Source organism: Burkholderia crassaminum, from assembly GCF_964265005.1.
Taxonomy (GTDB): Bacteria; Pseudomonadota; Gammaproteobacteria; order Burkholderiales; family Burkholderiaceae; genus Burkholderia.
Map to the genome: position 1 here is coordinate 1,556,291 of NZ_OZ183799.1, position 26,220 is coordinate 1,582,510.

Annotated in this window: 26 protein-coding genes; 18 read left to right on the forward strand and 8 right to left on the reverse strand. The window is 68.4% G+C overall.

Going from position 1 to position 26,220, the window contains the following annotated elements; all coding sequences use genetic code 11:
- The first annotated feature begins 11 nt into the window (after window positions 1-11).
- The 6 genes from bcsE to ACPTTF_RS07195 are packed head-to-tail and all read left to right on the forward strand — an operon-like array spanning window position 12 to window position 7,276.
- Entirely contained in the window at window positions 12-1,979 is a 1,968-nt protein-coding gene (gene bcsE / locus ACPTTF_RS07170; RefSeq protein WP_423370718.1) for a cellulose biosynthesis protein BcsE, read from the forward strand.
- A complete protein-coding gene (locus ACPTTF_RS07175; protein WP_423370719.1) occupies window positions 1,976-2,203 on the forward strand; it encodes a hypothetical protein in 228 nt (75 codons plus the stop codon). Before bcsE ends, ACPTTF_RS07175 begins: the two co-directional genes overlap by 4 nt.
- Window positions 2,200-2,979, forward strand: coding sequence for a cellulose biosynthesis protein BcsQ (gene bcsQ / locus ACPTTF_RS07180; protein ID WP_423370720.1), 780 nt, complete (start codon window positions 2,200-2,202; stop codon window positions 2,977-2,979). The genes ACPTTF_RS07175 and bcsQ overlap by 4 nt, the downstream gene beginning before the upstream one ends.
- The gene (gene bcsA, locus ACPTTF_RS07185) at window positions 2,976-5,513 is read left to right on the forward strand and encodes a UDP-forming cellulose synthase catalytic subunit (RefSeq protein WP_166962946.1); all 2,538 of its coding nucleotides are present in this window, start codon (window positions 2,976-2,978) and stop codon (window positions 5,511-5,513) included. The genes bcsQ and bcsA overlap by 4 nt, the downstream gene beginning before the upstream one ends.
- 27 nt (window positions 5,514-5,540) lie before the next feature.
- Window positions 5,541-7,097, forward strand: a complete 1,557-nt coding sequence (gene bcsG, locus ACPTTF_RS07190; RefSeq protein ID WP_423370721.1) for a cellulose biosynthesis protein BcsG — start codon at window positions 5,541-5,543, stop codon at window positions 7,095-7,097.
- Window positions 7,079-7,276, forward strand: a complete 198-nt coding sequence (locus ACPTTF_RS07195; protein ID WP_423370722.1) for a hypothetical protein — start codon at window positions 7,079-7,081, stop codon at window positions 7,274-7,276. Before bcsG ends, ACPTTF_RS07195 begins: the two co-directional genes overlap by 19 nt.
- A gap of 54 nt (window positions 7,277-7,330) precedes the next feature.
- On the opposite strand, the gene ACPTTF_RS07200 is transcribed toward ACPTTF_RS07195, so the two are convergent.
- The 4 genes from ACPTTF_RS07200 to ACPTTF_RS07215 are packed head-to-tail and all read right to left on the reverse strand — an operon-like array spanning window position 7,331 to window position 10,540.
- On the reverse strand, window positions 7,331-8,215 hold the full coding sequence (locus ACPTTF_RS07200) for a pirin family protein (RefSeq protein WP_423370723.1): 885 nt from the start codon (window positions 8,213-8,215) through the stop codon (window positions 7,331-7,333).
- A 33-nt stretch (window positions 8,216-8,248) separates the two neighbouring features.
- Window positions 8,249-8,641 carry an OsmC family protein gene (locus ACPTTF_RS07205; RefSeq protein WP_423370724.1) on the reverse strand — a complete coding sequence of 131 codons (393 nt, stop codon included), beginning with the start codon at window positions 8,639-8,641 and terminating at the stop codon, window positions 8,249-8,251.
- A 47-nt stretch (window positions 8,642-8,688) separates the two neighbouring features.
- Complete coding sequence (locus ACPTTF_RS07210) at window positions 8,689-10,269, reverse strand: Na+/H+ antiporter (RefSeq protein WP_423370725.1); 1,581 nt, start codon at window positions 10,267-10,269, stop codon at window positions 8,689-8,691.
- A 10-nt stretch (window positions 10,270-10,279) separates the two neighbouring features.
- Window positions 10,280-10,540, reverse strand: coding sequence for a DUF1427 family protein (locus tag ACPTTF_RS07215; protein ID WP_166962935.1), 261 nt, complete (start codon window positions 10,538-10,540; stop codon window positions 10,280-10,282).
- A gap of 283 nt (window positions 10,541-10,823) precedes the next feature.
- Here ACPTTF_RS07215 and ACPTTF_RS07220 point away from each other — a divergent pair, with 283 nt between their 5' ends.
- Entirely contained in the window at window positions 10,824-11,510 is a 687-nt protein-coding gene (locus ACPTTF_RS07220) for a hydrolase (RefSeq protein WP_166962933.1), read from the forward strand.
- A 22-nt stretch (window positions 11,511-11,532) separates the two neighbouring features.
- Here the strand turns inward: ACPTTF_RS07220 and ACPTTF_RS07225 are convergent, their stop codons facing one another.
- Window positions 11,533-12,456 carry a LysR family transcriptional regulator gene (locus ACPTTF_RS07225; protein WP_166962931.1) on the reverse strand — a complete coding sequence of 308 codons (924 nt, stop codon included), beginning with the start codon at window positions 12,454-12,456 and terminating at the stop codon, window positions 11,533-11,535.
- A gap of 117 nt (window positions 12,457-12,573) precedes the next feature.
- Here ACPTTF_RS07225 and ACPTTF_RS07230 point away from each other — a divergent pair, with 117 nt between their 5' ends.
- From ACPTTF_RS07230 to ACPTTF_RS07255, 6 genes are all read left to right on the forward strand, one after another.
- Window positions 12,574-12,741 carry a DUF1427 family protein gene (locus ACPTTF_RS07230; RefSeq protein WP_166962929.1) on the forward strand — a complete coding sequence of 56 codons (168 nt, stop codon included), beginning with the start codon at window positions 12,574-12,576 and terminating at the stop codon, window positions 12,739-12,741.
- A gap of 19 nt (window positions 12,742-12,760) precedes the next feature.
- The gene (locus ACPTTF_RS07235; protein ID WP_423370726.1) at window positions 12,761-14,653 is read left to right on the forward strand and encodes an amidohydrolase; all 1,893 of its coding nucleotides are present in this window, start codon (window positions 12,761-12,763) and stop codon (window positions 14,651-14,653) included.
- Window position 14,654: 1 nt separating this feature from the next.
- A complete protein-coding gene (locus ACPTTF_RS07240) occupies window positions 14,655-15,116 on the forward strand; it encodes a DoxX family protein (protein ID WP_423370727.1) in 462 nt (153 codons plus the stop codon).
- 25 nt (window positions 15,117-15,141) lie between these two features.
- A complete protein-coding gene (locus ACPTTF_RS07245) occupies window positions 15,142-16,056 on the forward strand; it encodes a VOC family protein (RefSeq protein ID WP_423370728.1) in 915 nt (304 codons plus the stop codon).
- Entirely contained in the window at window positions 16,053-16,748 is a 696-nt protein-coding gene (locus ACPTTF_RS07250; protein ID WP_423370729.1) for a YoaK family protein, read from the forward strand. The genes ACPTTF_RS07245 and ACPTTF_RS07250 overlap by 4 nt, the downstream gene beginning before the upstream one ends.
- Before the next feature lie 74 nt (window positions 16,749-16,822).
- Complete coding sequence (locus ACPTTF_RS07255) at window positions 16,823-18,304, forward strand: alginate export family protein (RefSeq protein WP_423371851.1); 1,482 nt, start codon at window positions 16,823-16,825, stop codon at window positions 18,302-18,304.
- A gap of 102 nt (window positions 18,305-18,406) precedes the next feature.
- On the opposite strand, the gene ACPTTF_RS07260 is transcribed toward ACPTTF_RS07255, so the two are convergent.
- Window positions 18,407-19,993 (reverse strand): acid phosphatase, encoded by a 1,587-nt coding sequence (locus tag ACPTTF_RS07260; RefSeq protein WP_166962919.1) that lies wholly within the window; start codon window positions 19,991-19,993, stop codon window positions 18,407-18,409.
- 225 nt (window positions 19,994-20,218) lie between these two features.
- Between ACPTTF_RS07260 and ACPTTF_RS07265 the strand changes: the two genes are divergently transcribed.
- From ACPTTF_RS07265 to ACPTTF_RS07275, 3 genes are all read left to right on the forward strand, one after another.
- Complete coding sequence (locus ACPTTF_RS07265) at window positions 20,219-21,604, forward strand: cytochrome-c peroxidase (RefSeq protein ID WP_423370730.1); 1,386 nt, start codon at window positions 20,219-20,221, stop codon at window positions 21,602-21,604.
- 128 nt (window positions 21,605-21,732) lie between these two features.
- Complete coding sequence (locus ACPTTF_RS07270; protein WP_423370731.1) at window positions 21,733-22,119, forward strand: hypothetical protein; 387 nt, start codon at window positions 21,733-21,735, stop codon at window positions 22,117-22,119.
- Between the two features lie 11 nt (window positions 22,120-22,130).
- Entirely contained in the window at window positions 22,131-22,601 is a 471-nt protein-coding gene (locus ACPTTF_RS07275) for an NUDIX hydrolase (RefSeq protein ID WP_423371852.1), read from the forward strand.
- Between the two features lie 69 nt (window positions 22,602-22,670).
- Here the strand turns inward: ACPTTF_RS07275 and ACPTTF_RS07280 are convergent, their stop codons facing one another.
- Both ACPTTF_RS07280 and ACPTTF_RS07285 read right to left on the reverse strand, forming a co-directional pair.
- On the reverse strand, window positions 22,671-23,114 hold the full coding sequence (locus tag ACPTTF_RS07280; RefSeq protein WP_423370732.1) for a hypothetical protein: 444 nt from the start codon (window positions 23,112-23,114) through the stop codon (window positions 22,671-22,673).
- Window positions 23,115-23,250: 136 nt separating this feature from the next.
- Window positions 23,251-24,960, reverse strand: a complete 1,710-nt coding sequence (locus ACPTTF_RS07285) for a glutamine--tRNA ligase/YqeY domain fusion protein (protein WP_423370733.1) — start codon at window positions 24,958-24,960, stop codon at window positions 23,251-23,253.
- Window positions 24,961-25,204: 244 nt separating this feature from the next.
- Between ACPTTF_RS07285 and ACPTTF_RS07290 the strand changes: the two genes are divergently transcribed.
- Together ACPTTF_RS07290 and ACPTTF_RS07295 are read left to right on the forward strand one after the other, a co-directional pair.
- Window positions 25,205-25,414 carry an ornithine acetyltransferase gene (locus tag ACPTTF_RS07290; protein ID WP_011351716.1) on the forward strand — a complete coding sequence of 70 codons (210 nt, stop codon included), beginning with the start codon at window positions 25,205-25,207 and terminating at the stop codon, window positions 25,412-25,414.
- A gap of 178 nt (window positions 25,415-25,592) precedes the next feature.
- Complete coding sequence (locus ACPTTF_RS07295; RefSeq protein WP_423370734.1) at window positions 25,593-26,147, forward strand: RBBP9/YdeN family alpha/beta hydrolase; 555 nt, start codon at window positions 25,593-25,595, stop codon at window positions 26,145-26,147.
- Window positions 26,148-26,220: the final 73 nt, after the last annotated feature.

Below are 26,220 nucleotides of genomic sequence, written 5' to 3' on the forward strand. Positions count from 1 at the left end.
GGGAACGCGCCGTGAATACGGAATTCGAAGCCACCCGTCCCGCGCTCGGCGTCGCCGGCCTGCTGGGCCGCCTGCGTGCGCTGCTGGGCGCGGGGCCGGCCGGCGGTCGCGCCGGCACGGCGAGCCGGCTCGCGATCGACGGCTTGCCCGACGCCTGGACACAGCTGGAAGCCGGCGGCCTGTACGCGATCTACGCGGCCGGCGGTACACCGGCCTGCGATGCGCTCGTGTGGGAGAGCGCGCGACAGGCGCGCACGCGCGACGTGACGGTCGTGCTCGCGCGCGACGCGGCACACGTCGCCGAACAAATGCAGGCACGCGGCTTCGCGGACGGCGCGCAGCCGGCCGGCTGGCCGCGCAACCTGAACGTGCTGGCGATGCCGCCGGCGGCCGAGCCGGCCGGCGGTGACGGCGCAGGCACAGGCGCAACGACCGACGCCCCGCGCCGCGCGGCGCCGGGCCCGTTCGCGCGGCTGACCGGCGGCCTGCGTGCGATGAAGCGTTACGGCTTTCGCGCTCGCTCGCTGTATTTCGTCGAGGGTGCGCAGCGCTGGTTCAGCTGGGACGACCCGATCGCGCTCGCCGACGAGGCGCACGCACTCGTTGACTGGTGCCGCACGCGCCGGATCGCGCTCGTGCTGCTGCTCGACCCCGAGGCGACCCGTGCGGGCGACGCGGCACGCACCGACGATGCACCGCTCGTGCGCGATGCGGATCGCACGCCGCGCAGCGGTTTCCACGGTATCTGCTCGGGCGTCGCGCAGTTGCAGCGCACGCACGGCGAGCTGCTGTGGATCGTCGATTTCTGGCGCGCGGGCGATACGCTCGCGGCGGGCGAGGTACGGCCGCTGCGCTTTGCGCCGGGCGGCCGGCTGTCGGCGAGCATCGACGGCGGCGCGACCGAGCCCGCGCACCGGATGAAGCTCGCGAGCGACGAGGATCGCGTGGTCGTCAGCCGCGCGGTGCTCGATGGCACGAACCGCGCGCCGGAGGGCTGGGAAATCGTCGAAGACAACGCGGCCGTCGTCGCCGCCTGCGCGCATGCCCAGGCCGCGACCGCGGTGCTCGTGTTCCGCTCGCATGCACAGCTCGAGGCGCTGTGCGCGGACGTTCACGCACTGCGCCGGCAGTGCGGCGGCGCGCTGAAGATCGCGATCGTCGAGCGCGGCGAAGTGCTGCGCCAGCAGTTCGAGATGCTCGTGCTGAGCGTCGGCGCGAGCCGCGTCATCGCGCGCGACCTGCCGGTATCGCGGATGCAGGCTGCCGTGCACGCGCTGCGCGGCCAGCTCTATGCGCGGCCCGTCGCGGCCGACTATCGCGCCGCGCTCGCGGCCGCGCTCGGCGATTCGGTACTCGGCTATCTGCCGGTCGGCGCGTTCTGCCTGCGGATTCGCGCGGTGCTCGATCGCGGCGCCGTACTCGCGCTGCCGCACACGCTCGCGAAGATCGCGCTGCTGCCCGGCGTGTCGCACGTCGACGCGCTGCGGCATTGCCGGCCGCGCCGCGCGGGCGACGTCGTGACCGCCGATGCCGCGCACCTGTACGTGTTCCTGTTCGCGTGCGAACCGGTGGACGCGGAGGACGCGCTCGCGCGCATCTTCGACGTGCCGATCGACACGCTGTCCGACCGCGTCGTGTGCCTCGGGCAGGGCAGCATCGATACCGAACTCAATGCGCTGAAGGCCGAGAACCGGCGCGCGCCAATTGCCGACTACAGCGATTTGTTCGCGGCCACGCAGCCGGCGGGCGCCAAGCGCCCACCGCTCGTGCGCGCCGGTCCCGGCGAAGCGTTGCCCGACGCGGGCGAAGTGAGCGGTGCGATCGATACGATCGACACGATCGTCGCGCTCGAGGCGATCGGTGCGACGCCGGAGGCCGCGGCGGCCGACGCATCGGCGCCGGAGCCCGTCATTCTCGCCGCGCGCAAGCGCAGCGCCATCCGCAGCGCGATGCCGCTGCGCAAGCAGGGGGTCGCATGATTGCCGAACTCGTCATCGGATTCGTCGTCGGCATCGCGATCGCGGTGCCGGTGTGGATCGTCGCGCAGCATCTCGGCATCGGTCGCGGCTTTCATGCGCCGCGCGGGATCGACCGGCGCGACGCGGTGCCGTGCGAACTCGTGCCGGTTGCGCTGCGTGGGCGGCTGCTGCCCGGCGCCGAGCACGGCGGGCGCGGAGAGCGTGACAGTGAGGCGGCCCGATGAAGACGATCGCGATTACATCGACGACCGGGGGCGCGGGCCGCACGATGCTCACGGCCGCGCTCGCGGTGCTGCTGGCGCGCCGCGGCCGGCCGGTCGTCGCAGTCGAATTCGATGCGCAGAACCTGATGGGCGCGACGCTCGGCCTCGACACGCTCGCCGAGCACGGCCTCGCGCAGAGCGTGCTCGGCGGCGCCGAGCCGTGGCATGCGCATACGTGGCGTAACGCCGATGGCGTGCTGTTCGTGCCGTACGGGCAGGTCGACGCGGCCGGCGCTGCCGCATGCGATGCGCGGCTCGCGGCCGATCCCGCGTGGCTGTCGCGCGCGCTCGACGAGATCGCGTTGCCGGCCGACGGCGTCGTGCTGATCGACACCGCGCGCTATCCGTCGACGCAGGCCGAGCAGGCGATTCGCCGCGCGGACCTGACGCTCGTCGTCGTGCCGCCCGAGCCGGCCGCCTGCGCGACGACGGCCGCGCGCCTCGGCGCGCTCCGGGCAGGCGGCGGCGAACTGCAGATCGTCGTGAACCGGCTGAATCCGGCGCGCGACATGCAGCGCGACGCGCTCGCGATGCTGCGCGCGGTCGCGGGGCCGGCGTCGATGCTCGAGCAGCGCATTCACGTCGATGCGGCCGTGCCCGAAGCGCTCGCGCGCGGTAGCTGGATCTTCGACGACGCGCCGTATTCGCAGGCGTCGCACGACCTGAACGGCGTCGCGAACTGGGTCGATACCTGGCTGGCGGCGGGTGCCGCGGGTCGCCGCGGAGCAGTGCGATGAACGCGGGCATCGCGCCGCGCCTGCGCGCATTCGGTCGCCGCGCGGCCGACTGGCTCGCACGCGGCATCGGGTTGCCGGCGCAACGCACGCTGGTCGACTGGCTCGTGCGGCTGTTCTTCCACGCACCGCCCCCGGGCCGGCCCGATCACGTGCGCCGCTGGGTGCGCGTCGCGTCCCTGCGGCTGGCGCAGGAGTGGGGCGTGCTGCAGCCGCTCAGCCCGCGCGAATGGCTGTGGCGCGCGATCGTGCGGGCGCCGCGCGCGGCCGACAGCCGTCCCGCGCGCGATCCGCTCGCGTGGTTCGACAAGTATGTCGTGCCCGTCTACGTGGCCGGGCGTGCGGTCGGCCGGCGCATCAACGCATTGCTCGAGCGCCTGCCGTGGGTGCGCTGGGGTGGCTGGCTCGATGCGCGCGCCAACGGCGTCGGCCGGCGCCGCTGGCTCGCGCCGCTGCTGCTGACGGCCGGTGCGCTGTTGTGGGCCGCGGCCGGGATGTCGCCGCTGATGCCCGGCGCACAGTTCGCGTTCTTCGCGATCGTCGCGGTGCTGGCGCTCACGCTGCGCCGCCTGCCGGGCCATCTGCCGACGCTGGCACTTGCATCGCTCGCGCTGCTCGCGACCGTGCGCTACGTGTGGTGGCGCACCACGCAGACACTCGATTTCCGGGGCCCGGTCGAGGCCGTCGCAGGCTACCTGCTGTACGGCGCGGAAGCCTATACGTGGATGATCCTGCTGCTCGGCTTCGTGCAGACCGCGTGGCCGCTCGACCGGCCGATCGCGCCGCTGCCCGACGATCCCGATACCTGGCCGAGCGTCGACATCTACATCCCGACCTACAACGAGCCGCTGTCGGTCGTGAAGCCGACGGTGTTCGCCGCGCAGAGCATCGACTGGCCGAGCGCCAAGCTGCGCGTGTACCTGCTCGACGACGGCAAGCGCCCCGAATTCGAGGCGTTCGCGCGCGAGGCCGGCATCGACTACGTGACGCGCGACGACAACCGCCACGCGAAGGCCGGCAACATCAACCGCGCACTGCCGAAGACGCACGGCGAATACATCGCGATCTTCGACTGCGATCACGTGCCGACGCGCTCGTTCCTACAGACGACGATGGGCGTGTTCCTGCGCGACCCGAAGTGCGCGCTGGTGCAGACGCCGCACCATTTCTTCTCGCCCGATCCGTTCGAGCGCAACCTCGGCACGTTCCGCGAGATCCCGAACGAGGGCAACCTGTTCTACGGCCTCGTGCAGTCGGGCAACGACCTGTGGAACGCGACGTTCTTCTGCGGTTCGTGCGCGGTGCTCAAGCGCAGCGCGCTGGAAGAGGTGGGCGGTGTCGCGGTCGAGACCGTCACCGAGGATGCGCACACGGCGCTCAAGCTGCACCGGCGCGGCTATACGTCGGCGTACCTGCCGACCGTGCAGGCGGCCGGCCTCGCGACCGAAAGCCTCGCGGGCCACGTGAAGCAGCGCACGCGCTGGGCGCGCGGGATGGCGCAGATCTTCCGCATCGACAACCCGTTCCTCGGGCGCGGGCTCGGCCTCATCCAGCGGATCTGCTACGGCAACGCGATGCTGCACTTCTTCTACGGGATTCCGCGGCTCGTGTTCCTGACGATCCCGCTCGCGTACCTGTTCTTCCACCTGTACTTCATCAACGCGTCGGCGCTGGCGCTCGCGAGCTACGTGATCCCGTACCTGGTGCTCGCGAACGTCGCGAACTCGCGGATGCAGGGGCGCTACCGCCATTCGTTCTGGGCCGAGGTCTACGAGTCGGTGCTCGCGTGGTACATCGCGCTGCCGACCACCGTCGCGTTCTTCAGCCCGAAGCACGGCAAGTTCAACGTGACCGACAAGGGCGGCAAGATCGACGAAGGTTACGTCGACTGGTCGACGTCGAAACCGTATCTCGTGCTGTTCGGGCTGAACGTGCTCGCGATCCTCGCCGGCGTCTGGCGGCTCGTGTCCGACCAGGGCGACGAGGCGTCGACGATCCTGATCACGCTCGGCTGGACCGTGTACAACCTCGCGATGCTGGGGGCGGCGCTGGCCGTCGCGCGCGAGACCAAGCAGGTGCGCGTCACGCACCGGATCGCGATGCGTGTGCCGGCCATGCTGCTGCTGGCCGACGGGTCGACGGCCGCCTGCTTCACGAGCGACTACTCGACCGGCGGCCTCGGCCTCGAAGCGGTGCCGGGGCTGCCGCTCGCCGTCGGCGACACGCTGACGGTGTGCGTGACGCGCGGCGACCGGCCGTTCCCGTTCCCGGTGCGCGTGAGCCGCGTGACGCCGACCCATGTCGGCGTGAGCTTCGAGGAACTGACGCTCGAACAGGAGCGCCAGCTCGTGCAATGCACGTTCGGGCGCGCGGACGCTTGGCTCGACTGGCACGAAGGCGAGCGCCTCGACACGCCGCTCGGCGGGCTGAAGGAAGTGTTGCGCATCGGCCTGGACGGCTATGTACGGATGTGGAAGGGTGCGGCGCGCGGCCTGCAGGCCATGCTGGCGCCGAAACTCGATCGGGCGCGCGACTGACGCGGCGCTCATCATGGAGTGGGTTAGATGACGTTCTGGAATCTGTATTTCATCCTGAAGTTCGGGCTGTTCGCGACCGGGCACCTGCAGCCGTTCTGGCTCGCGAACCTCGCGTTCGCGGTGGCGCTCGCGGTGAGCGCGCCGATCCGGCGGCGTGCGTGGCGCATCGTCCGGCAGCTCGTCGCGATCGGGATCGCGGTGCCGCTGCTCGCGCGCGAGCTGCATGCGCCGCCGCTTGCCCGTCTCGCCGAGGCCGCGCAGGAAGTCAGCACGTTCCGCCTCGACTACTGGATGGAGCTGCTGCCGCGCCTGCTGCCGCCGGTGCTGCTGTTGACGGTGGCCGGCGTGCTGATCGTCTACTTCGTCGTCAACCGCTGGCTGCGCGTCGCGACGTTCGTGCTGGCCGTGCTGATCGTGATGCCGCTGTGGCAGGCCGGCAGCGGGCTGATGGCGCGCGTCGTCGCACCGGCCCCGCAGCAGGCGAACGTGGCGGGCACGACGCTCGCCGGCCAGCCCGAGGACCACAACGCCGCGCTCGCGACGTTCCGCACGCAGGAATCGCAGCGCCAGGTCGCGTTCGGCCATCTCGGTAACGATCCGGCCGCACAGTTCGACGTGATCGTGCTGCACATCTGCTCGCTGTCATGGGACGACCTCGATGCCGCGAAGGTGCGCAACCATCCGATGCTGAGCCATTTCGACTACCTGTTCTCGAACTTCAGCACGGCCGCGAGCTACAGCGGCCCGGCGGCGATCCGGGTGCTGCGCGCGAGCTGCGGGCAGGAAGCGCACGCCGACCTGTACAAGAGCACGCCGCAGCAGTGCTACCTGTTCTCGCAACTGGCGAGCGCCGGTTACTCGGTGCAGTCGCTGCTGAACCACGACGGCCACTTCGACAATTTCCTGCAAGTGATCCACGACAACATCGGCGTGGCCGATGCGCCGATGATCTCGAACGCGGCCGCGCCCGTTGCGATGCATGCGTTCGACGGCTCGGCGATCAAGGACGACTACACGACGCTCGCGAACTGGTATGCGCAGCGCGCGTCGGTGCCGGGCCCGGTCGCGTTGTACTACAACACGATCAGCCTGCATGACGGCAACCGGATCGTCGGCAGTTCGCTGACGAGCATCGATTCGTATCCGCAGCGCGCCACGAAGCTGATGGACGACTTCGACCGCCTCGCCGACCTGATCGCGCAATCGGGCCGCCGCGCGGTGATCGTGTTCGTGCCCGAGCACGGTGCCGCGCTGCGCGGCGACAAGTACCAGGTCGCGGGCCTGCGCGAGATCCCGACGCCGCGCATCGTGCACGGGCCGGTCGGTGTGCGGCTCGTCGGCTTTGCCGGCAACCACGGCGCGACGACCGTGATCGACCAGCCGACCAGCTTCCTCGCGCTCGCGCAACTGCTGTCGAACCTCGTGTCGAACAGCCCGTTCAAGCCCGGCACGACGCTCGCGCAATATGCGGCCGATCTGCCGCGCACGCGGATGGTCGGCGAGAACGAGGGCACGGTGACGATGCAGACGGCCGAGGGCTACTCGGTGAAAACTCCGGATGGCGTATGGATCGACGAACAGTAATGCTTCACGGTGACGGCGACGACGATCGCCTGTCGCAACCGAACGACGTGCTCGGCCTCGCACGGCATCTGCCCGCGCTCGATCCCGAGCGTTATGTCGACGAGCAGGCGCGCCGCGCGTTCATCGAGTCTCTCGACCGCTGGCCGACGCTCGCGAAGCTGATGGGATTGAAGCCGTAAACGGAAGACGGCCGGCATGCGTGCCGGCCGTCGCTTGCTTGCGGGCGATCCTGCTTATTGCGCCCGGCGTTCCGGCTGGCGCGTCCATTCGTTTTCTTCGCCGGGCACCTTGCCGAAGGTCTGGTCGGCCCACGCCGCGCGGGCCGCGTCGATCTTCGCGCGCTCGCTCGACACGAAATTCCATTCGATGAAACGCTCGCCCGGCAGGTGCGCACCGCCGAGCAGCATCACGCGTGCGCCGTTCGCGCTGGCGAGCGCCACGGTCGCGCCGGGTTCGAGCACGGCCATCGTCGCGGGGGCGAGCGGCGTGCCGTCGATGGCGAGGTCGCCGTCGACGAGGTACACGCCGCGCTCCTCATGCTCGGCATCGAGCGCGAGCGTGCCGCCTGCCGCGAATTCCGCGTACGCATAGAGCGTGGGCGAGAACACGGCGACCGGCGACGTGAGCCCGAACGCGGTGCCCGCGATCACGCGCACGCTCGTGCCGTCGCGCGTGAACGACGGCAGCGTGTCGGCTGGATGATGGACGAACGCGGGCGCGGTGTCTTCATGCTCGACCGGCAGCGCGACCCAGGTCTGGATCCCGTGCACCGGCTGCTCGCGCGGCCGGTCTTCGTCGGGCGAACGCTCCGAATGCACGATGCCGCGGCCGGCCGTCATCCAGTTCACGTCGCCCGGCACGATCTTCTGCCGGAAGCCGAGGCTGTCGTGATGCATCAGCGAGCCGTCGAACAGGTAGGTGACGGTCGCCAGGCCGATGTGCGGATGCGGTAGCACGTCGATGCCGCGGCCGGCCGGCAGCACGGCCGGCCCCATCTCGTCGAAGAAGATGAACGGGCCGACGAGGCGTGCGGCACGCGCGGGCAGCACGCGGCGCACGACGAGGTTGCCGATGTCGCTTTCGCGCGGCGTGAGCAGGGTCTTGATCGAGGCGGACATGGTGGGGATTCTCGTGGTCGATGCGGTGTGCGATCAGGCGATCGCCGTGTCGATGGTGATCGGATGCGTGAGGATCTTGTGCACCGGGCATGCGTTCGCGATCTGCAGCAGGCGCTCGCGCTGCTCGGCGGACAGGTCGCCGTCGAGCGTGATGCGGCGCACGATCGTGCTGCCCGCGCTGCCCGATTCGTGCGCGAGCTTCACGTGCACTTCGGTGAGCGGCCAGCCCTTGCGTTGCGCATACATCTTCAGCGTGATCGCGGTGCATGCGCCGAGGCTCGACAGCAGCAGCGCGACGGGCGTCGGCGCGGCATCGCCGCCGCCGAGCGATTCAGGCTCGTCGGCGCGCCACTGGTGGACGCCGTCGGTGAAGTGGACGAGGTAATCGACGGAGCCGATGCTTGCTTCGACGGACAGTTCGCTCATTGCAGTTCCATAAGGAGAAAGGGGAGAGGCGGCAGCTTGGCCGGGCTTCAAGGTTCGAGCAGGCGCTGCAGGCGCAGTTCCTCGAAATCGAGTTCCGATTCGATCCGGTGCAGCACGGTGTCGTCGACCTTGCCGTCGCGATGCAGGTCGAGCAGCGCACCGCGCGACACGCCGACGAGTTCGAGCTCGACGCGCAGCATCCGCGAGCGCATGCTGGCCGGTTCGGCGCCCTGGAGATGCGCGCGTTCGTTGAAGGCGACGCGGTTCCGGTATTCGGCGAGCAGGCGGTCGAGCGAAGGGCGTTCGAGGCTCGACCCGCGCTGTTCGAGCGCGTCGAGCTCGGCGAGTGCCGCGCCGAACGTATGCGCGCGCACCGCGTGCTCGGACATCGTGTGCCGGGCGGCCGGCCGCAGCTTCAGCACGCGGATCAGCGGCGCGAGCGTGCCGCCCTGCACGACGAGCGTCGCGATGATCAGCAGGAACGTGCTGAACAGGATCAGGTCGCGGCCGGGGAAGTTGGCGGGCAGCGCGATCGCGGCCGCGAGGCTCACGACACCGCGCATGCCCGACCAGCCGAGCACGACGGCCTCGCGCCACGACCACGGAGCGTGGCCGGCGCGCGGCGCGCGCAGGCGGCCCGGCAGCCACATCGCGACGAACACCCACACGATGCGCGCGGCGATCGCGGCGGCGGTGGCGGGCAGCGCGACGCGCAGGCCGGCCATCAGCACCGCGCCTTCGTGGTTCACGCGCGCGAGGATCGCGTGCAGCGCGAGGCCGATCAGGATGAACACGAGCGCGTCGAGCACGAACACGATCGCTTCCCAGGTCGCCTTCGCCTTGATCCGCATGTCCGCATCGAACACGCGATGCTGACGCACGCCGAGCACGAGGCCGCAGGTGACGACCGACAGCACGCCCGAGCCGTCGACGGCTTCCGCGATCCCGTAGCTGCCCCACGCCATCGCGAAAGTCACGACGATGCCGAGCATCGGGTCGCGCAGGCGCGGCAGCACCCAGCACATCGCATGGCCGCACGCGAGGCCGACCGCGATGCCGATCAGCGTGAGCGAGAAGAACAGCCCGGTGGCGCTCGCGGCCGTGATCGACACCGCGAGCGCGGCCGACACGGCCATCTGGTACAGCAGCAGGCCCGATGCGTCGTTGACGAGGCTTTCGCCTTCGAGCACCGCGACGAGCCGCGCGGGCAGCGGATGGCGTTGCAGGATCGCCTTCGCGGCGACCGCGTCGGGCGGCGACACGATCGCACCGAGCGTGAAGCATGCGGCCCATGGCAGCGCCGGGTTGGCGGCATGCACGGCGAGCGCGACCGCGACGGTCGTGAACACCACCGCACCGAGCGCGAGCGACGCGATCGATGCCAGCTCCTGCCGGAATTCCTTCCACGCGGTGTAGAACCCGCTCGACATCAGCAGCGGCGGCAGCACGGCCGCGAGCAGCAGCGCCGGGTCCATGTCGGGCACGCGCTTGCCGGCAACCGCGACCACGCAGCCGCCGAGCAGCAGCACGACGGCCGGCGGAATCGAAATCCGCTCGGCGAGCCACGTGAGCGCGCCGGCGCCGCAGATCAACAGCAGCAGGTAATGAAACAGCTCGACGTTGGTCATGAGTCTTGCATCACGACGGCTTGCGGTCGTTCGCGGCGCCGCCCGGCAGCGTGCCGAACATGTGCTGGCTGCACTGCGCGTCGCGCCACGCGGTATTGAGCCGGTAGCCGGACAGCATGCGGCGCGCGAGCGGGAGGATCTGTTCGCCGGCCAGCATGCCGAGCAGGCCGAGGAGCGCGATGATCGGCGGCGCCGGCGAATTCACGCCGAGCGCACCGTAGATGACGCCGGCGAGGAGGCCGGCGAGCAGCGACAGAAAATACGGTTTCATGATGAAAACCTCTCGTGGTAGGCTGATCGGGCGCGAAGGCTGTGCCTTCAATGTGCTGGAAGCGTATCGGTTTTACGTGCGGAAAAAAAGGGCGGACAGCCCTCGGAGACACCCCTCTTTCGGAATTCGATCGATTCCGTTTCTTGGATGTTCGAGCCGCGACTTTTCCGATTAAATGGCTGCAACCGGAAGACACCAGTCCGGGGCAACGCACAGCCGGCTCCTCTGCCGTTCCGGTCGAGGCAAGCCTTAAACGTTTCCAGTCCAAAGGATGATTCGCGCCATGAGCAACCCCAAGCTTGAAGTCCTCACTCCCCTGAACAGCCAGTTGATCTTCATCGACCAGCAGCCGCAGATGGCGTTCGGCGTGCAGTCGATCGATCGCCAGACGCTGAAGAACAACGTCGTCGGGCTCGCCAAGGCCGCGAAGGCATTCGACATCCCGACCACGATCACGACGGTCGAAAGCGACAGCTTCTCGGGTTACACCTACCCCGAACTGCTCGACGTGTTCCCGAACCAGAAGACGCTCGAGCGCACGTCGATGAACTCGTGGGACGACCAGAAGGTGCGCGACGCGCTGGCCGCGAACGGCCGCAAGAAGGTCATCGTCTCCGGCCTGTGGACCGAAGTCTGCAACACGACGTTCGCGCTCTGCGCGATGCTCGAAGGCGACTACGAAATCTACATGGTGGCCGACGCGTCGGGCGGCACGTCGAAGGACGCGCACGACTACGCGATGCAGCGGATGATCCAGGCCGGCGTCGTGCCCGTCACCTGGCAACAGGTCGCGCTCGAATGGCAGCGCGACTGGGCGCGCCGCGACACCTACAACGCGGTGATGGCGATCGCGAAGGAACACTCGGGTGCATACGGGATGGGCGTCGACTACGCGTACACGATGGTCCACAAGGCCGCGCAGCGCACCGCGACGCCGCACGAGTCGATTCCGGCCGTGCCGGCGAAGTAACCGGCCGCATGCGGCCGCCCGGTCAGACGGGCGGCAGTGCCCACGGCGCGTGTGACAGGTTTTCGACGAGAAAGTCGAGCAACGCCGTCACACGCGCGGCGCGCAGCATGCCGGGCGGTGTGACGAGGTTGACGTTGATATCGGGAATTTTCCAGTCATGCATCACTTCCTCGAGCACACCGCTTTGCAACTCGTTCCACACCAGGAACGACGGCTGCAGTGCGAGGCCCTGGCCGGCGATCAGCGCGGGGCAGAGCACGTCGGCGTTGTTCGCGCGGATACGCCCGCGCACCGGCACGCCGAAATCCTCGCCCGACGTCGTATGGCGAAAGCGCCAGTATTCGGGCGTCGGGATGTTCGTGTAGGTCAGGCACACGTGCTGGTCGAGTTCGCTCGGATGGGTCGGCCGGCCGTGGCGGTCGAGATACGCGGGCGATGCGACGAGCGGCCGGCGCACCGCGCACAGGCGGCGCGCACGCAGCGACGAATCGTTCAGTTCGGCGATCCGGATCGCGACGTCGAAGCCGCCGGACACGATGTCGACGAAGTTGTCGGTCAGCACGAGGTCGACGTCGACGCGCGGATAACGCTCGAGAAACGCGGGCAACAGCGGCGCGAGATTGCACAGGCCGTAGGACATCGGCGCGTTCACACGCACGAGGCCGTGCGGTTCGAGCGCGTGCGCGGATGCTTCGCCTTCGATCAGTTCGGCATCGGCAAGCAGGCGGATCGCGCGATCGCGCAGCAGTTCGCCGGTCGGTGTAAGCGACAGCTTGCGCGACGTGCGGTACAGCAGCATCGCGCCAAGGCGCTTTTCGAGGCGGGCGATCGCTTTCGACACGGTCGGTTGCGAGACGCCGAGCAGGTCGGCGGCCTTGGCGAACGAACCGGTCTCGGCGACGCGCGCGAAGATGGCCCAGGCTTCGAGATCGGGAAGATGTTGCATGGCTGGAAAGCGTGACAGGCAAGCGAAGCGGGTGGTGCGGCAGCGGATCGCGCCGCGGGCGCATGGCGCCCGGGCGGGCGGCGATGCGGGTCATTCTAATCCAGTCGGGAGGAGCGTATGGAATCGTATGTCGTTTCATTGGGTGCCGGCATGCTGGTCGGCGTCATGTACAGCGTGATCAAGGTGCGCTCGCCCGCACCGCCGCTGATTGCCCTGGTCGGGCTGGCCGGCATGCTGATCGGTGTCGCGGCCGTCGCACCGGTCCGTCACTGGCTCGGTTTCTGATTGCATCGAGGACACATTGATGAGCACACCCGACACTCAACCCGATCTCATCCTGCATAACGGACGCATCACGACGCTCGATCGTGCGAACCCCGTCGCGACCGCTGTCGCGATCAAGGACGGCCGCTTCGTCGCGGTCGGCCACGACGCGGACGTGATGCCGCTCGCGGGCCGCGCGACGAAGGTCGTCGACCTCGGTGGCCGCGCTGCGCTGCCGGGCCTGATCGACAACCACTGCCACGTGATTCGCGGTGGCCTGAACTACAACATGGAACTGCGCTGGGACGGCGTGCCGTCGCTCGCGATCGCGATGGACATGCTCAAGCGGCAGGTGGCGATCACGCCGGCGCCGCAATGGGTGCGCGTGGTCGGCGGGTTCACCGAGCACCAGTTCGCCGAGAAGCGCCTGCCGACGATCGAGGAACTCAACGCGGCCGCGCCCGATACGCCGGTGTTCATCCTGCACCTGTACGATCGCGCACTGCTGAACGCGGCCGCGCTGCGCGTGGTCGGTTATACGAAGGACACGCCCGAGCCGCCGGGCGGCACGATCCTGCGCGATGCCGCGGGCAACCCGACCGGGCTGCTGCTCGCGAACCCGAACGCGACGATCCTGTACGCGACGCTCGCGAAGGGGCCGAAGCTGCCGTTCGAATACCAGTACAACTCGACGCGCCACTTCATGCGCGAGCTGAACCGTCTCGGCGTGACGGGCGTGATCGACGCGGGCGGCGGTTCGCAGAACTATCCGGACGACTACGAGGTGATCCGCAAGCTGCACGACGCGGGCGAGATGACGATCCGGATCGCGTACAACCTGTTCACGCAGAAGCCGAACGCGGAGAAGGAAGACTTCGTGAACTGGACGAAGAGCACGAAGTATCACGACGGCACCGACTACTTCCGCAACAACGGCGCGGGCGAGATGCTGGTGTTCTCGGCCGCCGATTTCGAGGACTTCCGCGTCGCGCGTCCGGACCTGCCGGCGCAGATGGAAGACGATCTCGAAGGCGTCGTGCGCGTGCTCGCGCAGAACCGCTGGCCGTGGCGCATGCATGCGACCTACGACGAAACGATCAGCCGCGCACTCGACGTGTTCGAGAAGGTGAACCAGGACATCCCGCTCGAAGGGCTGAACTGGTTCTTCGATCACGCGGAAACCATCACCGAAAAATCGATGGATCGTATCGCGGCGCTGGGCGGCGGCATCGCGGTGCAGCACCGGATGGCGTACCAGGGCGAATACTTCGTCGAGCGCTACGGCGCGCAGGCGGCCGAAGCGACGCCGCCGGTCGCGAAGATGCTGTCGAAGGGCCTCAAGGTGTCGGCCGGCACCGACGCGACGCGCGTGGCGTCGTACAACCCGTGGGTGTCGCTGTCCTGGCTCGTGACGGGCAAAACGATCGGCGGGCTGCGCATGTACCCGCAGCGCAACCTGCTGGATCGCGAGACGGCGCTGCGCATGTGGACCGAGTACGTGACGTGGTTCTCGAACGAGGTCGGCAAGAAAGGGCGCATCGCGGTCGGGCAACTTGCGGACGTGGTCGTTCCGGACCGCGACTTCTTCGCGTGCGCGGAGGACGACATCGCGGGCACGACCGCGCTGCTGACGGTGGTCGGCGGCCGGATCGTGTGGGGTGCGGGGCCGTTCGCGTCGCATGACGCGCCGATTCCGCCGGCGATGCCGGACTGGTCGCCGGTGCGCGAGTACGGCGGCTACGGCGGCTGGGGCGCGACGCAGCGCAGCGGCGCACCGCTGCAACGCGCGGCGGCGGCCGCCGCGATGTGCGGCTGCGCGAATGCCTGCAACGTGCACCAGCATGCGCATGCGGGCGCGTGGGGCAGCGCATTGCCGACGTCGGACGCGAAGGGCTTCTGGGGCGCATTCGGCTGCTCCTGCTGGGCGGTCTGACATGGCCACCTCGAGCAGCCACGGCGGCTTCGACAACCCCGCATGGGTCCACGCGCTGCTGGCGCAACCGTGGATCCTGCCGCTCGCGCGGCTCGCGCTGGTGTCCGCCTACCTGATCGGCGGCGTCGCGAAGGCGCTGGATTTCGATGGCGCGGTCGCCGAGCAGGCGCATTTCGGCCTGCATCCGGCCGCGTGGTGGGCGGCGCTCGCGATCGCGGTCGAAATCGGCGGTTCGCTGTGCATCGTGTTTCGCCGCTTCACGTGGCTCGGCGCCGGCAGCCTCGGCATGCTGACGCTCGTCGCGATGGGGGTGGCGAACGACTTCTGGAACCAGACGGGTGCCGCGCATTTCATGGCGCTCAACAGCTTTTTCGAGCATCTCGGGCTGATCGCGGCACTCGTGCTCGCGACGCTGCTCGCCGATGCGAAGTATCCGGCCGGCGACGGCCGTACCACTCGATGACGATCAACAACAAGGAAATCCAGTCATGAATACGATTCGTTCCGCTTTGCTCGCGCTGGCGATCGCCGCCGGCCTCGTCGCGGCGCCGGCCGTGTACGCGAAGCCGCCCGTGCCGCCGGCGGCCACGCCGACGCTCGCGGTCGGGGCGCAATACGACACGACGCACGTGTACGTGGCGCCCGAGGATTTCGATCGCTTCACCGACAGCTTCGTCGCGACGTTCGGCGGCAAGAAGTCGCAGCAGGGCGTATTCCAGGTCACGCCGACGCCGAGCCAGACGATGTCGCAGCTCGTGTTCACGCCGGTCGGCACGATCTCCGTGTTCGGCTTCAAGACGCCGGTGCCCTGGCCGTTCGGTGCGGAGCGCACGGGTTACCTCGTCACCGACATGGACGCCGCGATGAAGGTCGCGCGCGAGCACGGCGCGGACGTGATCGTCGATACGTTCCCCGATCCGATCGGCCGCGACGCGGTGATCGCATGGACCGGCGGCGTGAAGATGCAGCTCTACTGGCATACGCAGGCGCCGAAATACGACGCACTGCAGACGATTCCCGAGAATCGCGTGTACGTGTCGCCGCAGAGTGTGCGCAAGTTCGTTCACGACTTCGTCAAGTTCTCGAACGGCAAGGTGGTGTCCGATGATCTCAAGGCGCCCGGCATCGAGATCGGCCGGCCGAACGACACCTATCGCCGCATTCGCATCACGTCGGGCTTCGGCAAGATGACCGTGCTCGTGACGGACGGCCACCTGCCTTATCCGTACGGGCATGAGATGACGGGCTACGAAGTGTCCGACCTGGCTGCGACGCTGGAGAAAGCCAAGGCGGCCGGCGTCAACGTGCTCGTGCCGCCGTACACGGCGGACGGGCGCGACGCGGCGGTGGTCCGGTTCCCGGGCGGTTATATCGCGGAGATTCACGCGGGCGCGGCACGATGAAGCACGAGGATACGATCCTTGCCGCGGTGGCCGGCTTCGTCGACACGCTGAGCTTCGTCGCGCTGTTCGGGCTGTTCACCGCGCACGTGACCGGCAACTTCGTGCTGATCGGTGCGGGTGCCGCGGGGTTCGGCCAGGGCATCCTGCTGAAGCTCAGCGTGTTCCCCGCGTTCGTATGCGGCGTCGTCGCGAGCAGCCTGATCGCACGCGCCTTTTCCGGGCGGCCCGCGTGGCAGGGCGCGCGGGCGCTGCATGCGGTCCAGGGCGTGCTGCTGCTCGGTTTCTGCGCGGCCGGCGTGTGGGCGTCGCCCGTCACGCAATCCGACAGCCTGCCGGTGCTGCTGGCCGGCATCGTCGGCACGTTCGCGATGGGCATCCAGAACGCGCATCCGCGCGTGATCGCACGTGCCGGCGTGCCGAACACGGTGATGACCGGCAACGTCACGCAGGCGATTCTCGACGTCGTCGACCTGCTGTCCGCCGGCACGCCCGACAGCGTGCGCACGGCGGCGCGCGCGCGCTTCGCGAAGATGTGGCCGGCGATCGTCGCGTTCGCGCTCGGCGCGACGGCCGGTGCGCTGGGCTTTCGCCATGTCGGGTTCTGGGCGCTGCTGGTACCGGCCGGTGCGCTTGTGGTGCTGGCGGCCTGCGCGGGGATGTCGGCCCGCACGGCTACGCAGGAGCATGCATGAACGGGCGGCGCGGCGGGATGCGGGGCGACTGCGAACGGCGAGCGGGCCGCACGGATGCGAGCGAGCGCGAACGAATGGCCGCGACGGGCGGGCAGCATCGGGGGAGGGCGCGAGCCGGTCGCCTCGACCGGGTTGCCCGCGCGTCGGTCGTCGCGGGGCTGCTGCTCGCGGGTGCCGATGCGGTGCGCGCGGATACGGCGAGCGCACCGGCGGCCGCCGACGGCGCGCCCGCCGCGACCTGCACGGCGAAGCGGCCGACCGTGCTGTTCAACCGCTGGCAGGAAGACTGGTCGGTGCTCGCGAATCCGTGCGTGCCGCGCGCGCCGCTCGACGGGTTGAAATACATCCCGCTCGGCAATGATCCGGCGTCCTATCTGTCGCTCGGCGTGAACCTGCGCGAGCGTCTCGAGACCAACGACGCGCCGCTGTTCGGCATCGGCTCCGCGCAATCGGATACGTATCTGATACAGCGTGTCGAGGTGCACGCCGATGCGCATCTCGGCCAGCACTGGCAGTTCTTCGTGCAGTTGCAGGACGACCGTGCGTTCGGCAAGAACACGATCTCGCCGGTCGACAAGAACCCGCTCGATCTCGAGCAGGCATTCGCGACCTACACGGGCGCGCTCGGGGGCGGCACGTTCAAGTTCCGCGTCGGCCGGCAGGAGATGGCGTTCGACTTGCAGCGCTTCATCGCCGCGCGTGACGGTCCGAACGTGCGGCAGGCGTTCGATGCGGTGTGGGCCGACTACGAGTACCAGAAGTGGCGCTTCATCGCGTATGCGACGCAGCCCGTGCAGAACCGCACCGTGTCCGCGTTCGACGACGTGTCGAACCGCGACCTCACGTTCAGCGGCGTGCGCTTCGAGCGGCAGTCGGTGGGGCCCGGCGACCTGTCGGGCTACTGGTCGCGCTACAACCGCAGCAACGCGCGTTTTCTCGATGCGAGCGGCGCGGAGCGCCGTGACGTGTGGGACCTGCGTTACTCAGGCACGCACGATCGCTTCGACTGGGATCTCGAAACGATGCTGCAGACGGGCACGGTCGGCAGCAGCACGATCCGCGCGTGGGCGGTCGGCTCGATCGCCGGCTACCGGCTCGACGCGCCGTGGTCGCCGCGCATCGCGTTGCAGCTCGACGCGGCGTCGGGCGACCGGCATCCGCACGACGGCCGTGTCGAGACCTTCAATCCGCTGTTTCCGAACGGCTATTACTTCACGCTGGCCGGCTTCACCGGGTATTCGAACCTGATCCACGTGAAGCCGTCGGTGACGCTGAAGCCGTCGCCGAACCTGTCGCTGCTCGGTGCGCTCGGCTTCCAGTGGCGCGAGACGACCGGCGATGCGGTCTACCAGCAGGGCAACGCGGTGGTGCCGGGCACGGCAGGCAAGGGCGGGTTGTGGACGGGGATGTACGTGCAGCTGCGGGCGGACTATACGATCGCCGCGAACCTGATCGGTGCGATCGAGGCCGTGCATTTCCAGGTCGGCGATGCGATCCGTCAGGCGGGCGGGCACAACGCCGATTATGTCGGGGTCGAGCTGAAGTACGGCTGGTGACGAAAGCGCGCAATCACGCGCATCCATGCAAAAGGGCGGCCGCGAGGCCGCCCTTCGTTCGTTCGGGCCGGCAGCGCGGCCGGCCCGTCCGTCGCGATGCCGTTACAGGTTCGGCGACAGCGCGAGCGCGTTCGTCAGGTCGCCCATCGGCTGCCCGCCGTTGGCCTTCAGCGCGTCGTCGCGCTGTTGCAGGCCGGTGAGGCGCGGCAGCGAGAAGCGGCGCGTGATGAAGCGCAGGATCGACGCGGTGTCGTACTGCGTGTGGTCGACGAAGCCCTTCTTCGAGAACGGCGACACGATCAGCGCCGGAATGCGCGTGCCCGGGCCCCAGCGATCGCCCTTCGGCGGCGACACGTGATCCCAGAAGCCGCCGTTTTCGTCGTACGTGACGACCACGACCATGTTCTTCCACTGCGGGCTCGCCTGCAGGTGCGCGATCAGGTTCGCGATGTGCTGGTCGCCGCTCGACACGTCCGTGTAGCCTGCGTGCTCGTTCAGGTTGCCCTGCGGCTTGTAGAACGAAACCTGCGGCAGCGTGCCCGCGTCGATCGCCTTGATGAACTCGCTGCCGTCGGTGCCGCCGTCGAGCAAGTGCTGCGCGCGGCTCGTGCTGCCCGGTGCCTGGTCCGCGTAGTAGTTGAACGGCTGGTGGTGCGGCTGGAAGTTCGGCGCCGTCATGTTCGGGCCGTAGATCACGTTCGCCGTGCCGCTTTGCGCGGCCTGCAGTGCCTGGTTCCACGCACCGCCGTACCATGCCCACGACACGCCCGCGTTGGTCAGCAGGTCGCCGATGTTCTGCTGCGTCTGCGGCGGCAGCGTCGATGCGGCGCCCGGATCGGCGAGGTTCGGGTCGCCGCCCGAAGCGGCCTTGTTGCCGCTCGGCTGGTACGGCGGCTGCATCGTGTTGATCGCGTAGAAGTCCGGCGTCAGGTTGCCCGAGTTCACGAACTTCGGAATACCGTCGAGCGCGGAAGCCGGCGAGTTGCTCGCGAGCTGCAGCGACTTGCCGTCGGCGCCGACGGCCGAGATCGAGCCCGCGGCCGGGCTCTTGTCCGCGTTCGCGTAGAACGGCGCGCACGCGCAGATCAGGTACTGGTGGTTCAGGAACGAGCCGCCGAACGCGCCCATGAAAAAGTTGTCGGCCAGCGTGAACTGCTGCGCGATCTTCCACAGCGGCAGCTTCGTCGCGTCGGGCGTGTAGTGGCCCATCACGAGGCCGCCCGAATCGGCCCATGCGGCGAACATGTCGTTCTTGCCGCCGTTGATCTGCATCTGGTTCTCGTAGAAACGGTGATACAGGTCGCGCGTCGTCACGCTCATCGGCGTGTTGAAGCCGTTCGGATCGTCGATCGCGAACGGTGCGTTCGGCAGGTTGGCCGTCATCGCCTCGGTCACGGCAGGCGTCACGCCCTTCGCGGTCAGGCCGCCCCAGACCTTCGGCAGCGTCGCGAGCGGCTGGCCGTTGCGGTCCTTCTGCTGCGCGCTGGCCGCGGTCACGTTCTGCAGGCCGTTCGCGCCCGGGAAATTGCCGTACAGGTTGTCGAAGCTGCGGTTTTCCGCGTAGATCACGACGACGTTCTTCACCGTCGACAGGCCTTGCTGCTGGACGTCGTCGCCGCCGCAGGCGGTGAGGGCGGCGGCCGCGGCAAAGGCGATCGGTGTAATGCGAATCCAGGCGTGGTTTTTCATCCGTTGTACTCTCTATCTCTCTCTTGTCGCGTGGGGAACCGGAGCATTCGTGTACCGCCGGTTCGCGAGGGTAACCGTGGCATGTCCGGCTGTAAGCATTTTGAGGGTGCGATTTGACAGCCGGGTGTAGGCGTCCTTTCGATTAGCTGTCGATCGGCCGTCATGTAACGGTCATGCGGCTGACATAAACTCCGGCCGCTCCTGAACCCACTTTCCGACGAATCGATGAAGCCTCGCCAACCGACAGCCGGCGCGTTCGCGCGTTCGTGGCTGCACCTGACCGGCGCGCTCGCGCTGGCCACCACGCTTGTAACCCTTGCCGGCTGTGACGGACAGCCGGGTGCGGGTGCGCCGCCCGCGCAGGCCGCGAGCGCGGCGAATGCGCCGGGCGCCGCGAACGTGGTTGCGTCCGCAACGGTTGCCGCCAGCGGCGCGGTGGTCGAGACGAACCAGCCGCAGACGCGGGCACAAGTTTACGAAGGCGTGCGCCGGATGACGGCGCTCGGCAAGCAACTTTTCTTCGACCCTACGCTGTCAGGTTCCGGCAAGCTGGCGTGTGCGTCGTGCCACAGCCCCGATCACGCATTCGGCCCGCCCAATGCGCTGGCCGTGCAGTTGGGCGGCGACGACATGAAGCGCCAGGGCTTTCGTGCGGTGCCGTCGCTCAAGTACCTGCAGGGCGTGCCGCAGTTCACCGAGCACTTCCACGATTCCGACGACGAAGGCGACGAGAGCGTCGATGCGGGCCCGACGGGCGGCCTCACGTGGGACGGCCGCGTCGACACGGGCGCCGAGCAGGCGCGCATTCCGCTCACGTCGCCGTTCGAGATGAACAGCTCGCCCGCGAAGGTCGCGCAGGCCGTGAAGGCCGCGCCGTATGCGGAGGAGTTCCGCGCGGTGTTCGGCGTGAAGGTGCTCGACGACGACGCGGCCACATTCAAGGCCGTGCTGCGCGCGCTCGAGACGTTCGAGCAGACGCCCGAACTGTTCTCGCCGTACACGAGCAAGTACGACGCGTATCTCGCCGGCCGAGCGCCGCTCACGCCGGCCGAAATGCGCGGTCTGCAACTGTTCAACGACGAGAAGAAGGGCAACTGCGCGAGCTGCCACATCAGCCAGCGCGCGCTCGACGGCACGCCGCCGCAGTTCAGCGATTTCGGGTTGATCGCGATCGCGGTGCCGCGCAATCGCGCGCTGCCCGTCAATCGCGACCCGCGCTTCTACGATCTCGGCGCGTGCGGCCCCGAGCGGACCGACCTGAAGGGCCGCGACGAATTCTGCGGGCTGTTCCGCACGCCGTCGCTGCGCAACGTCACGCTGCGCAAGACCTTCTTCCACAACGGCGTGTATCACACGCTCGAGGACGTGATGCGTTTCTACGTCGAGCGCGACATCCATCCGGAGAAGTTCTACCCGGTCGTGCACGGCAAGGTGCAGATTTACGACGACCTGCCGAAGCGCTACTGGCCGAACATCAACCGCGAGGCGCCGTTCGACCGCAAGCGCGGCGAGCAGCCGGCGCTGAACGCGGCCGAGATCAAGGACGTGATCGCATTCCTCGGCACGCTGACTGACGGATATCAGCCAACGGCCGCGCCGGCCGGCCACTAGCAGGCGGCGCCGGCGGCACGCATGCTATCCTCGCTCGCTGACAGGCGCAGTGTGCGTGCCGGAGGGCCGGCCCCCGGTTCGCCGGCCTGCACGCCGCGCCGTTCGATCGAACATCCAAGGAGAACAACATGTCGATGCGTGCATCCCTTTCCGTCATCACGCGCGTGCTGGCCGGTGCCGCGTGCGCAGCCGCGATGCTGCCCGTCCATGCACAGAACAACCTGAACTTCCTGAACGACACGCCGCTCAGCTACTTCAGCAAGACCGACCGCGCGTCGCTCTCGAAGGCCGCTGCGCAAGTGCGCGACGAAGGCAAGGACGGCGAGACCACGACGTGGCAGAGCAGCGGCCGTGGCACGCAGATCGATGCGAAGCTCACGCCGACCACGACTGAGACGGACGGCAAGACCTGCCGTGAAATCGCCGCCGAAATCACCGCGAAGGGCCAGACGATGACGCTCAAGCCCGTCTATTGCAAGACCGACGCGGGCAAGTGGCAGCTGCAGAAGCGCTGAGCACGCGCGTGATGAAGCGGGGCGGCGCGCCGCGCACGGTGTCGTGCGGCGTCGTGATCCTCGATGCGGCCGGCCGCGTGTTCCTCGCGCATGCGACGGATACCACGCACTGGGACATCCCGAAGGGGCAGGGCGAGCCGGGCGAATCGCCGGTCGACGCGGCGCTGCGCGAACTGCTCGAAGAAACCGGCATCGTATTCGCGCCGGCCCGGTTGCTCGATCTCGGCCGCTTTGCGTACCGACACGACAAGGACCTGCACCTGTTCGCGGTGCGGGTGGCCGAAGGCGAGATCGATCCCGCGCAGTGCACGTGCACGTCGCTGTTTCCGAGCCGTCGCGACGGCTCGATGATTCCCGAGATGGATGCGTATCGCTGGACCGTGCCGGGCGACATCGACGCGTATGCGAGCCGTAGCCTCGCGCGGCTGTTTCGCACGAAGCTGTCGCTGGTGGATCTGCATCGGCGGTTGACCGGCGCGTAGCCTCGGCAAGCAATAAAAAACCGGCGAAAGCCGGTTTTTTTATGGATCGTCCGATGCGCTGTCAGCGAGTCAGGTCAGCCATCGGTCGGTGTCGCGATGCTGGTCGAGGCCGATCGCTTCGAATTCGTCGATCGCCTCGCCCCTGGCGACGCCGAGATGGCGAAGCGCTTCGTTGATCGCATGGATCGACACGACGAGCGGGCCGCTCGCGCGGCCATCCGCGAAGCGCGCATGCGCCTGGGTGCCGCTGCCGCCGAAGATTTCGGCTTCGATATAGGCCAGAGCAGATTGCACACTCAACTGTTCGCACAGCGACAGAAGCGCCGGCGGCAGCGCCGTGTCGTCCCCGTCGGTCAACGGGCAGAACGGGATGTCGTGAGCTTTCCGGTACGCGGTGACGAGCGGGATCATGTCGATGTCGCCGCGCAGGCGAACGACGCGCAGCCCCTGCGGCAGTGGCGCGGACGAAAATGCGCCGGATCTGGCGACAATGGCCTGCAGCGAATATGCCATGGTGACGGTTCCTGACGTGGCGTTCGGGGAAGGCCGCCCGGGCGGTTGCCCGAGCGGGCCGCACATCGGCGCAGCCGTTGAGTGCGCATGAAGAATGGGGCAGGCGAGGGCGACCGGCGCCGCGCCTGCCCGGCCATCACGCCGGCTTGCCCCAGCTGTCGCGCAGCCCGACGATCCGGTTGAACACGGGCTTGCCCGGCTTCGAATCGACGCGATCGGCCACGAAGTAGCCGTGACGCTCGAACTGCAGGCGCGTTTCCGGTGCGATGTCGCTGTTGCCTGGCTCGACGTACGCCTGGACGATCTTCTTCGAATCGGGGTTCAGCGCCTCGAGGAAGTTCGCGCCGCCCGCGTCCGGATGCGGTTCCTTGAACAGGCGGTCGTAGATCCGCACTTCGGCCGGCTGCGCATGCTTCGCGCTGACCCAGTGGATGTTGCCCTTGACCTTGTACGTGTTCGCGCCTTCGGTGCCCGACTTGCTGTCCGGGAAGTAGTTGCAGTGCACGGCCGTCACGTTGCCGTCGGCGTCCTTGTCGAAGCCCGTGCACTCGATCACGTAGCCGTAGCGCAGGCGCACCTTGTTGCCCGGGAACAGGCGGAAATAGCCCTTCGGCGGGTTCTCGACGAAGTCCTCGCGCTCGATCCACAGCTCGCGCGAGATCGGGAACGTGCGCACGCCGCGATCCGGATGGTGCGGATGCACGGGCGCCGTGCATGCTTCCTCGAGATCTTCCGGGTAGTTGTCGATCACGAGCTTCAGCGGATCGAGCACGGCGACCGTGCGTGCCGCCTTGTCGTCGAGGTCGTCGCGCAGCGCGCCTTCGAAGATGCTCATGTCGATCCACGAATCGATCTTCGTCACGCCGATCCGCTCGCAGAACAGGTGGATGCTCTCCGGCGTGAAGCCGCGGCGGCGCACGCCGACGATCGTCGGCATCCGCGGGTCGTCCCAGCCGTCGACGTGGCCTTCGGTGACGAGCTGCAGCAGCTTGCGCTTGCTGGTGATCGCGTACGTGAGGTTCAGTCGCGAGAATTCGATCTGTTGCGGCAGCGGGCGCGTGAACATGCCGGCTTCCGCGAGTTCGTTCAGCACCCAGTCGTACAGCGGGCGGTGATCCTCGAATTCGAGCGTGCACAGCGAATGCGTGATGCCTTCGAGCGCATCCGAGATGCAGTGCGTGTAGTCGTACATCGGATACACGCACCATGCGTCGCCGGTGCGGTAGTGGTGCGCGTAGCGGATCCGGTAGATCACCGGGTCGCGCATGTTCATGTTCGGCGAAGCCATGTCGATCTTCGCGCGCAGCACGTGCTCGCCTTCCTTGAACTCGCCGGCCTTCATGCGGCGGAACAGGTCGAGGTTTTCTTCCGGCGTGCGTTCGCGGAACGGCGACGGCTTGCCGCCTTCCGTCAGCGAGCCGCGGTTCGCGCGCATCTCTTCCGCGCTCTGGCTGTCGACATACGCCTTGCCGCGCTGGATCAGCAGCTCGGCGAACTCGTACAGCTTGTCGTAGTAGTCGCTCGCGAAGTACTGGTGATCGACCGCGTCCTTGCGCCAGTCGAAACCGAGCCAGCGCACCGCGTCGACGATCGAGTCGACGTACTCGACGCTTTCCTTTTCCGGGTTCGTATCGTCGAAGCGCAGGTGGCACACGCCGCCGTAGTCGCGCGCGACGCTGAAGTTCAGGCAGATGCTCTTGGCGTGGCCGATGTGCAGATAGCCGTTCGGCTCGGGCGGGAAGCGTGTTTCGACGCGGCCGCTCCATTTGCCGGTGCGGTTGTCGTCGTCGATGATGTTGCGGATGAAATTGGAAGCCGCGGGGGCGTCGTTGCGTTCGGTGCTCATGCGGATGGCGTCAGGTTGTGTCGGCGCGTCGCGCCGGTTTAATCCCGTGATTCTACCTGACCGGGGTCCGTCCCGCGCGGCTGGCGGCACGGCAGGGGCGGGTTTCGACGGTTTATCTCGATATTGTGTCGGCTGTAACACGACGTAAATCGGATTGCCCGGGCCGTTTGGCGTTGCCTATGATGGCTTCACCGATTCAATGCCGCCGTTCGCGTTGTCGCGCGGCGAGAGGAAGCCAACAATCATGATGAAGAAGACCACGTTTATCGTTCGTACCGCCGTGATCGTCGCGGCGCTGTCGCAACTCGGCGCGTGCGCCATGACGCATACGCAGCGCAATGCCGGCATCGGCGCGGCCGCGGGCGGCGCGCTCGGCTACCTGGTGACGGGCGGCCCGCTCGGCACGGTTGCCGGCGCCGCGGCGGGCGGTATCGTCGGCGCGAACGTGCGCTGATCGATGACATGACGCGAGCCGCGTGCAACGCGGCTTGCCGTCCGGTCGAGGCACCGTCCAGAACGCGTCCCGACCCCACGCACATCCTTCCGGTTTCAGACAGGCAGCATCAGGGAGGAACGGGTGTGCGACACTGCGCCGACGCACCATCACGATTTCATTCGTCGACGCACCTTCCATGAGCTCATTCCCCGTTCTCGTCCTGCCGGGCTACGCCAATTCGGGCCCGCTTCACTGGCAGAGCCGCTGGGAGCGTGCCGATGCACGTTTCTCGCGCGTCGCGATGCCCGACTGGGATCGTGCGTTCCGCAACGGCTGGTGTCTCGCACTCGATCGCGCGGTCGAAGCCGCGCGCGGGCCGGTGCTGATCGCCGGCCACAGTCTCGGTACGCTGACCACCGCGTGGTGGGCGACGCGTTACGCGCGCCCGGCCGCGCTCGCGAAGGTGCGCGGCGCGCTGCTCGTCGCGCTGCCCGATCCGGGCGGCCCCGCGTTTCCGGCCGATGCGCATGGCTTCGGGCCCGTGCCGTATGAACGGTTGCCGTTTCCGACCTGCGTCGTCGCCAGCAGCGACGATCCGTATGGCTCGCTCGCGTTCGCGCGCGGCTGCGCGAACGTATGGGGCAGCGCATTCCACGATATCGGCCCGCGTGGTCACGTCAATGCGGACAGCGGGCTCGGCGACTGGCCCGATGCGCGCGGCTGGCTCGACGCGCTCGCCCGCGGCGGCTGACGGCGCGAGGCGGTTGCGGCCGCCGCAGCCTGCCTGCGAACACCCGCACCCGCACCCGCACCCGCACCCGCAC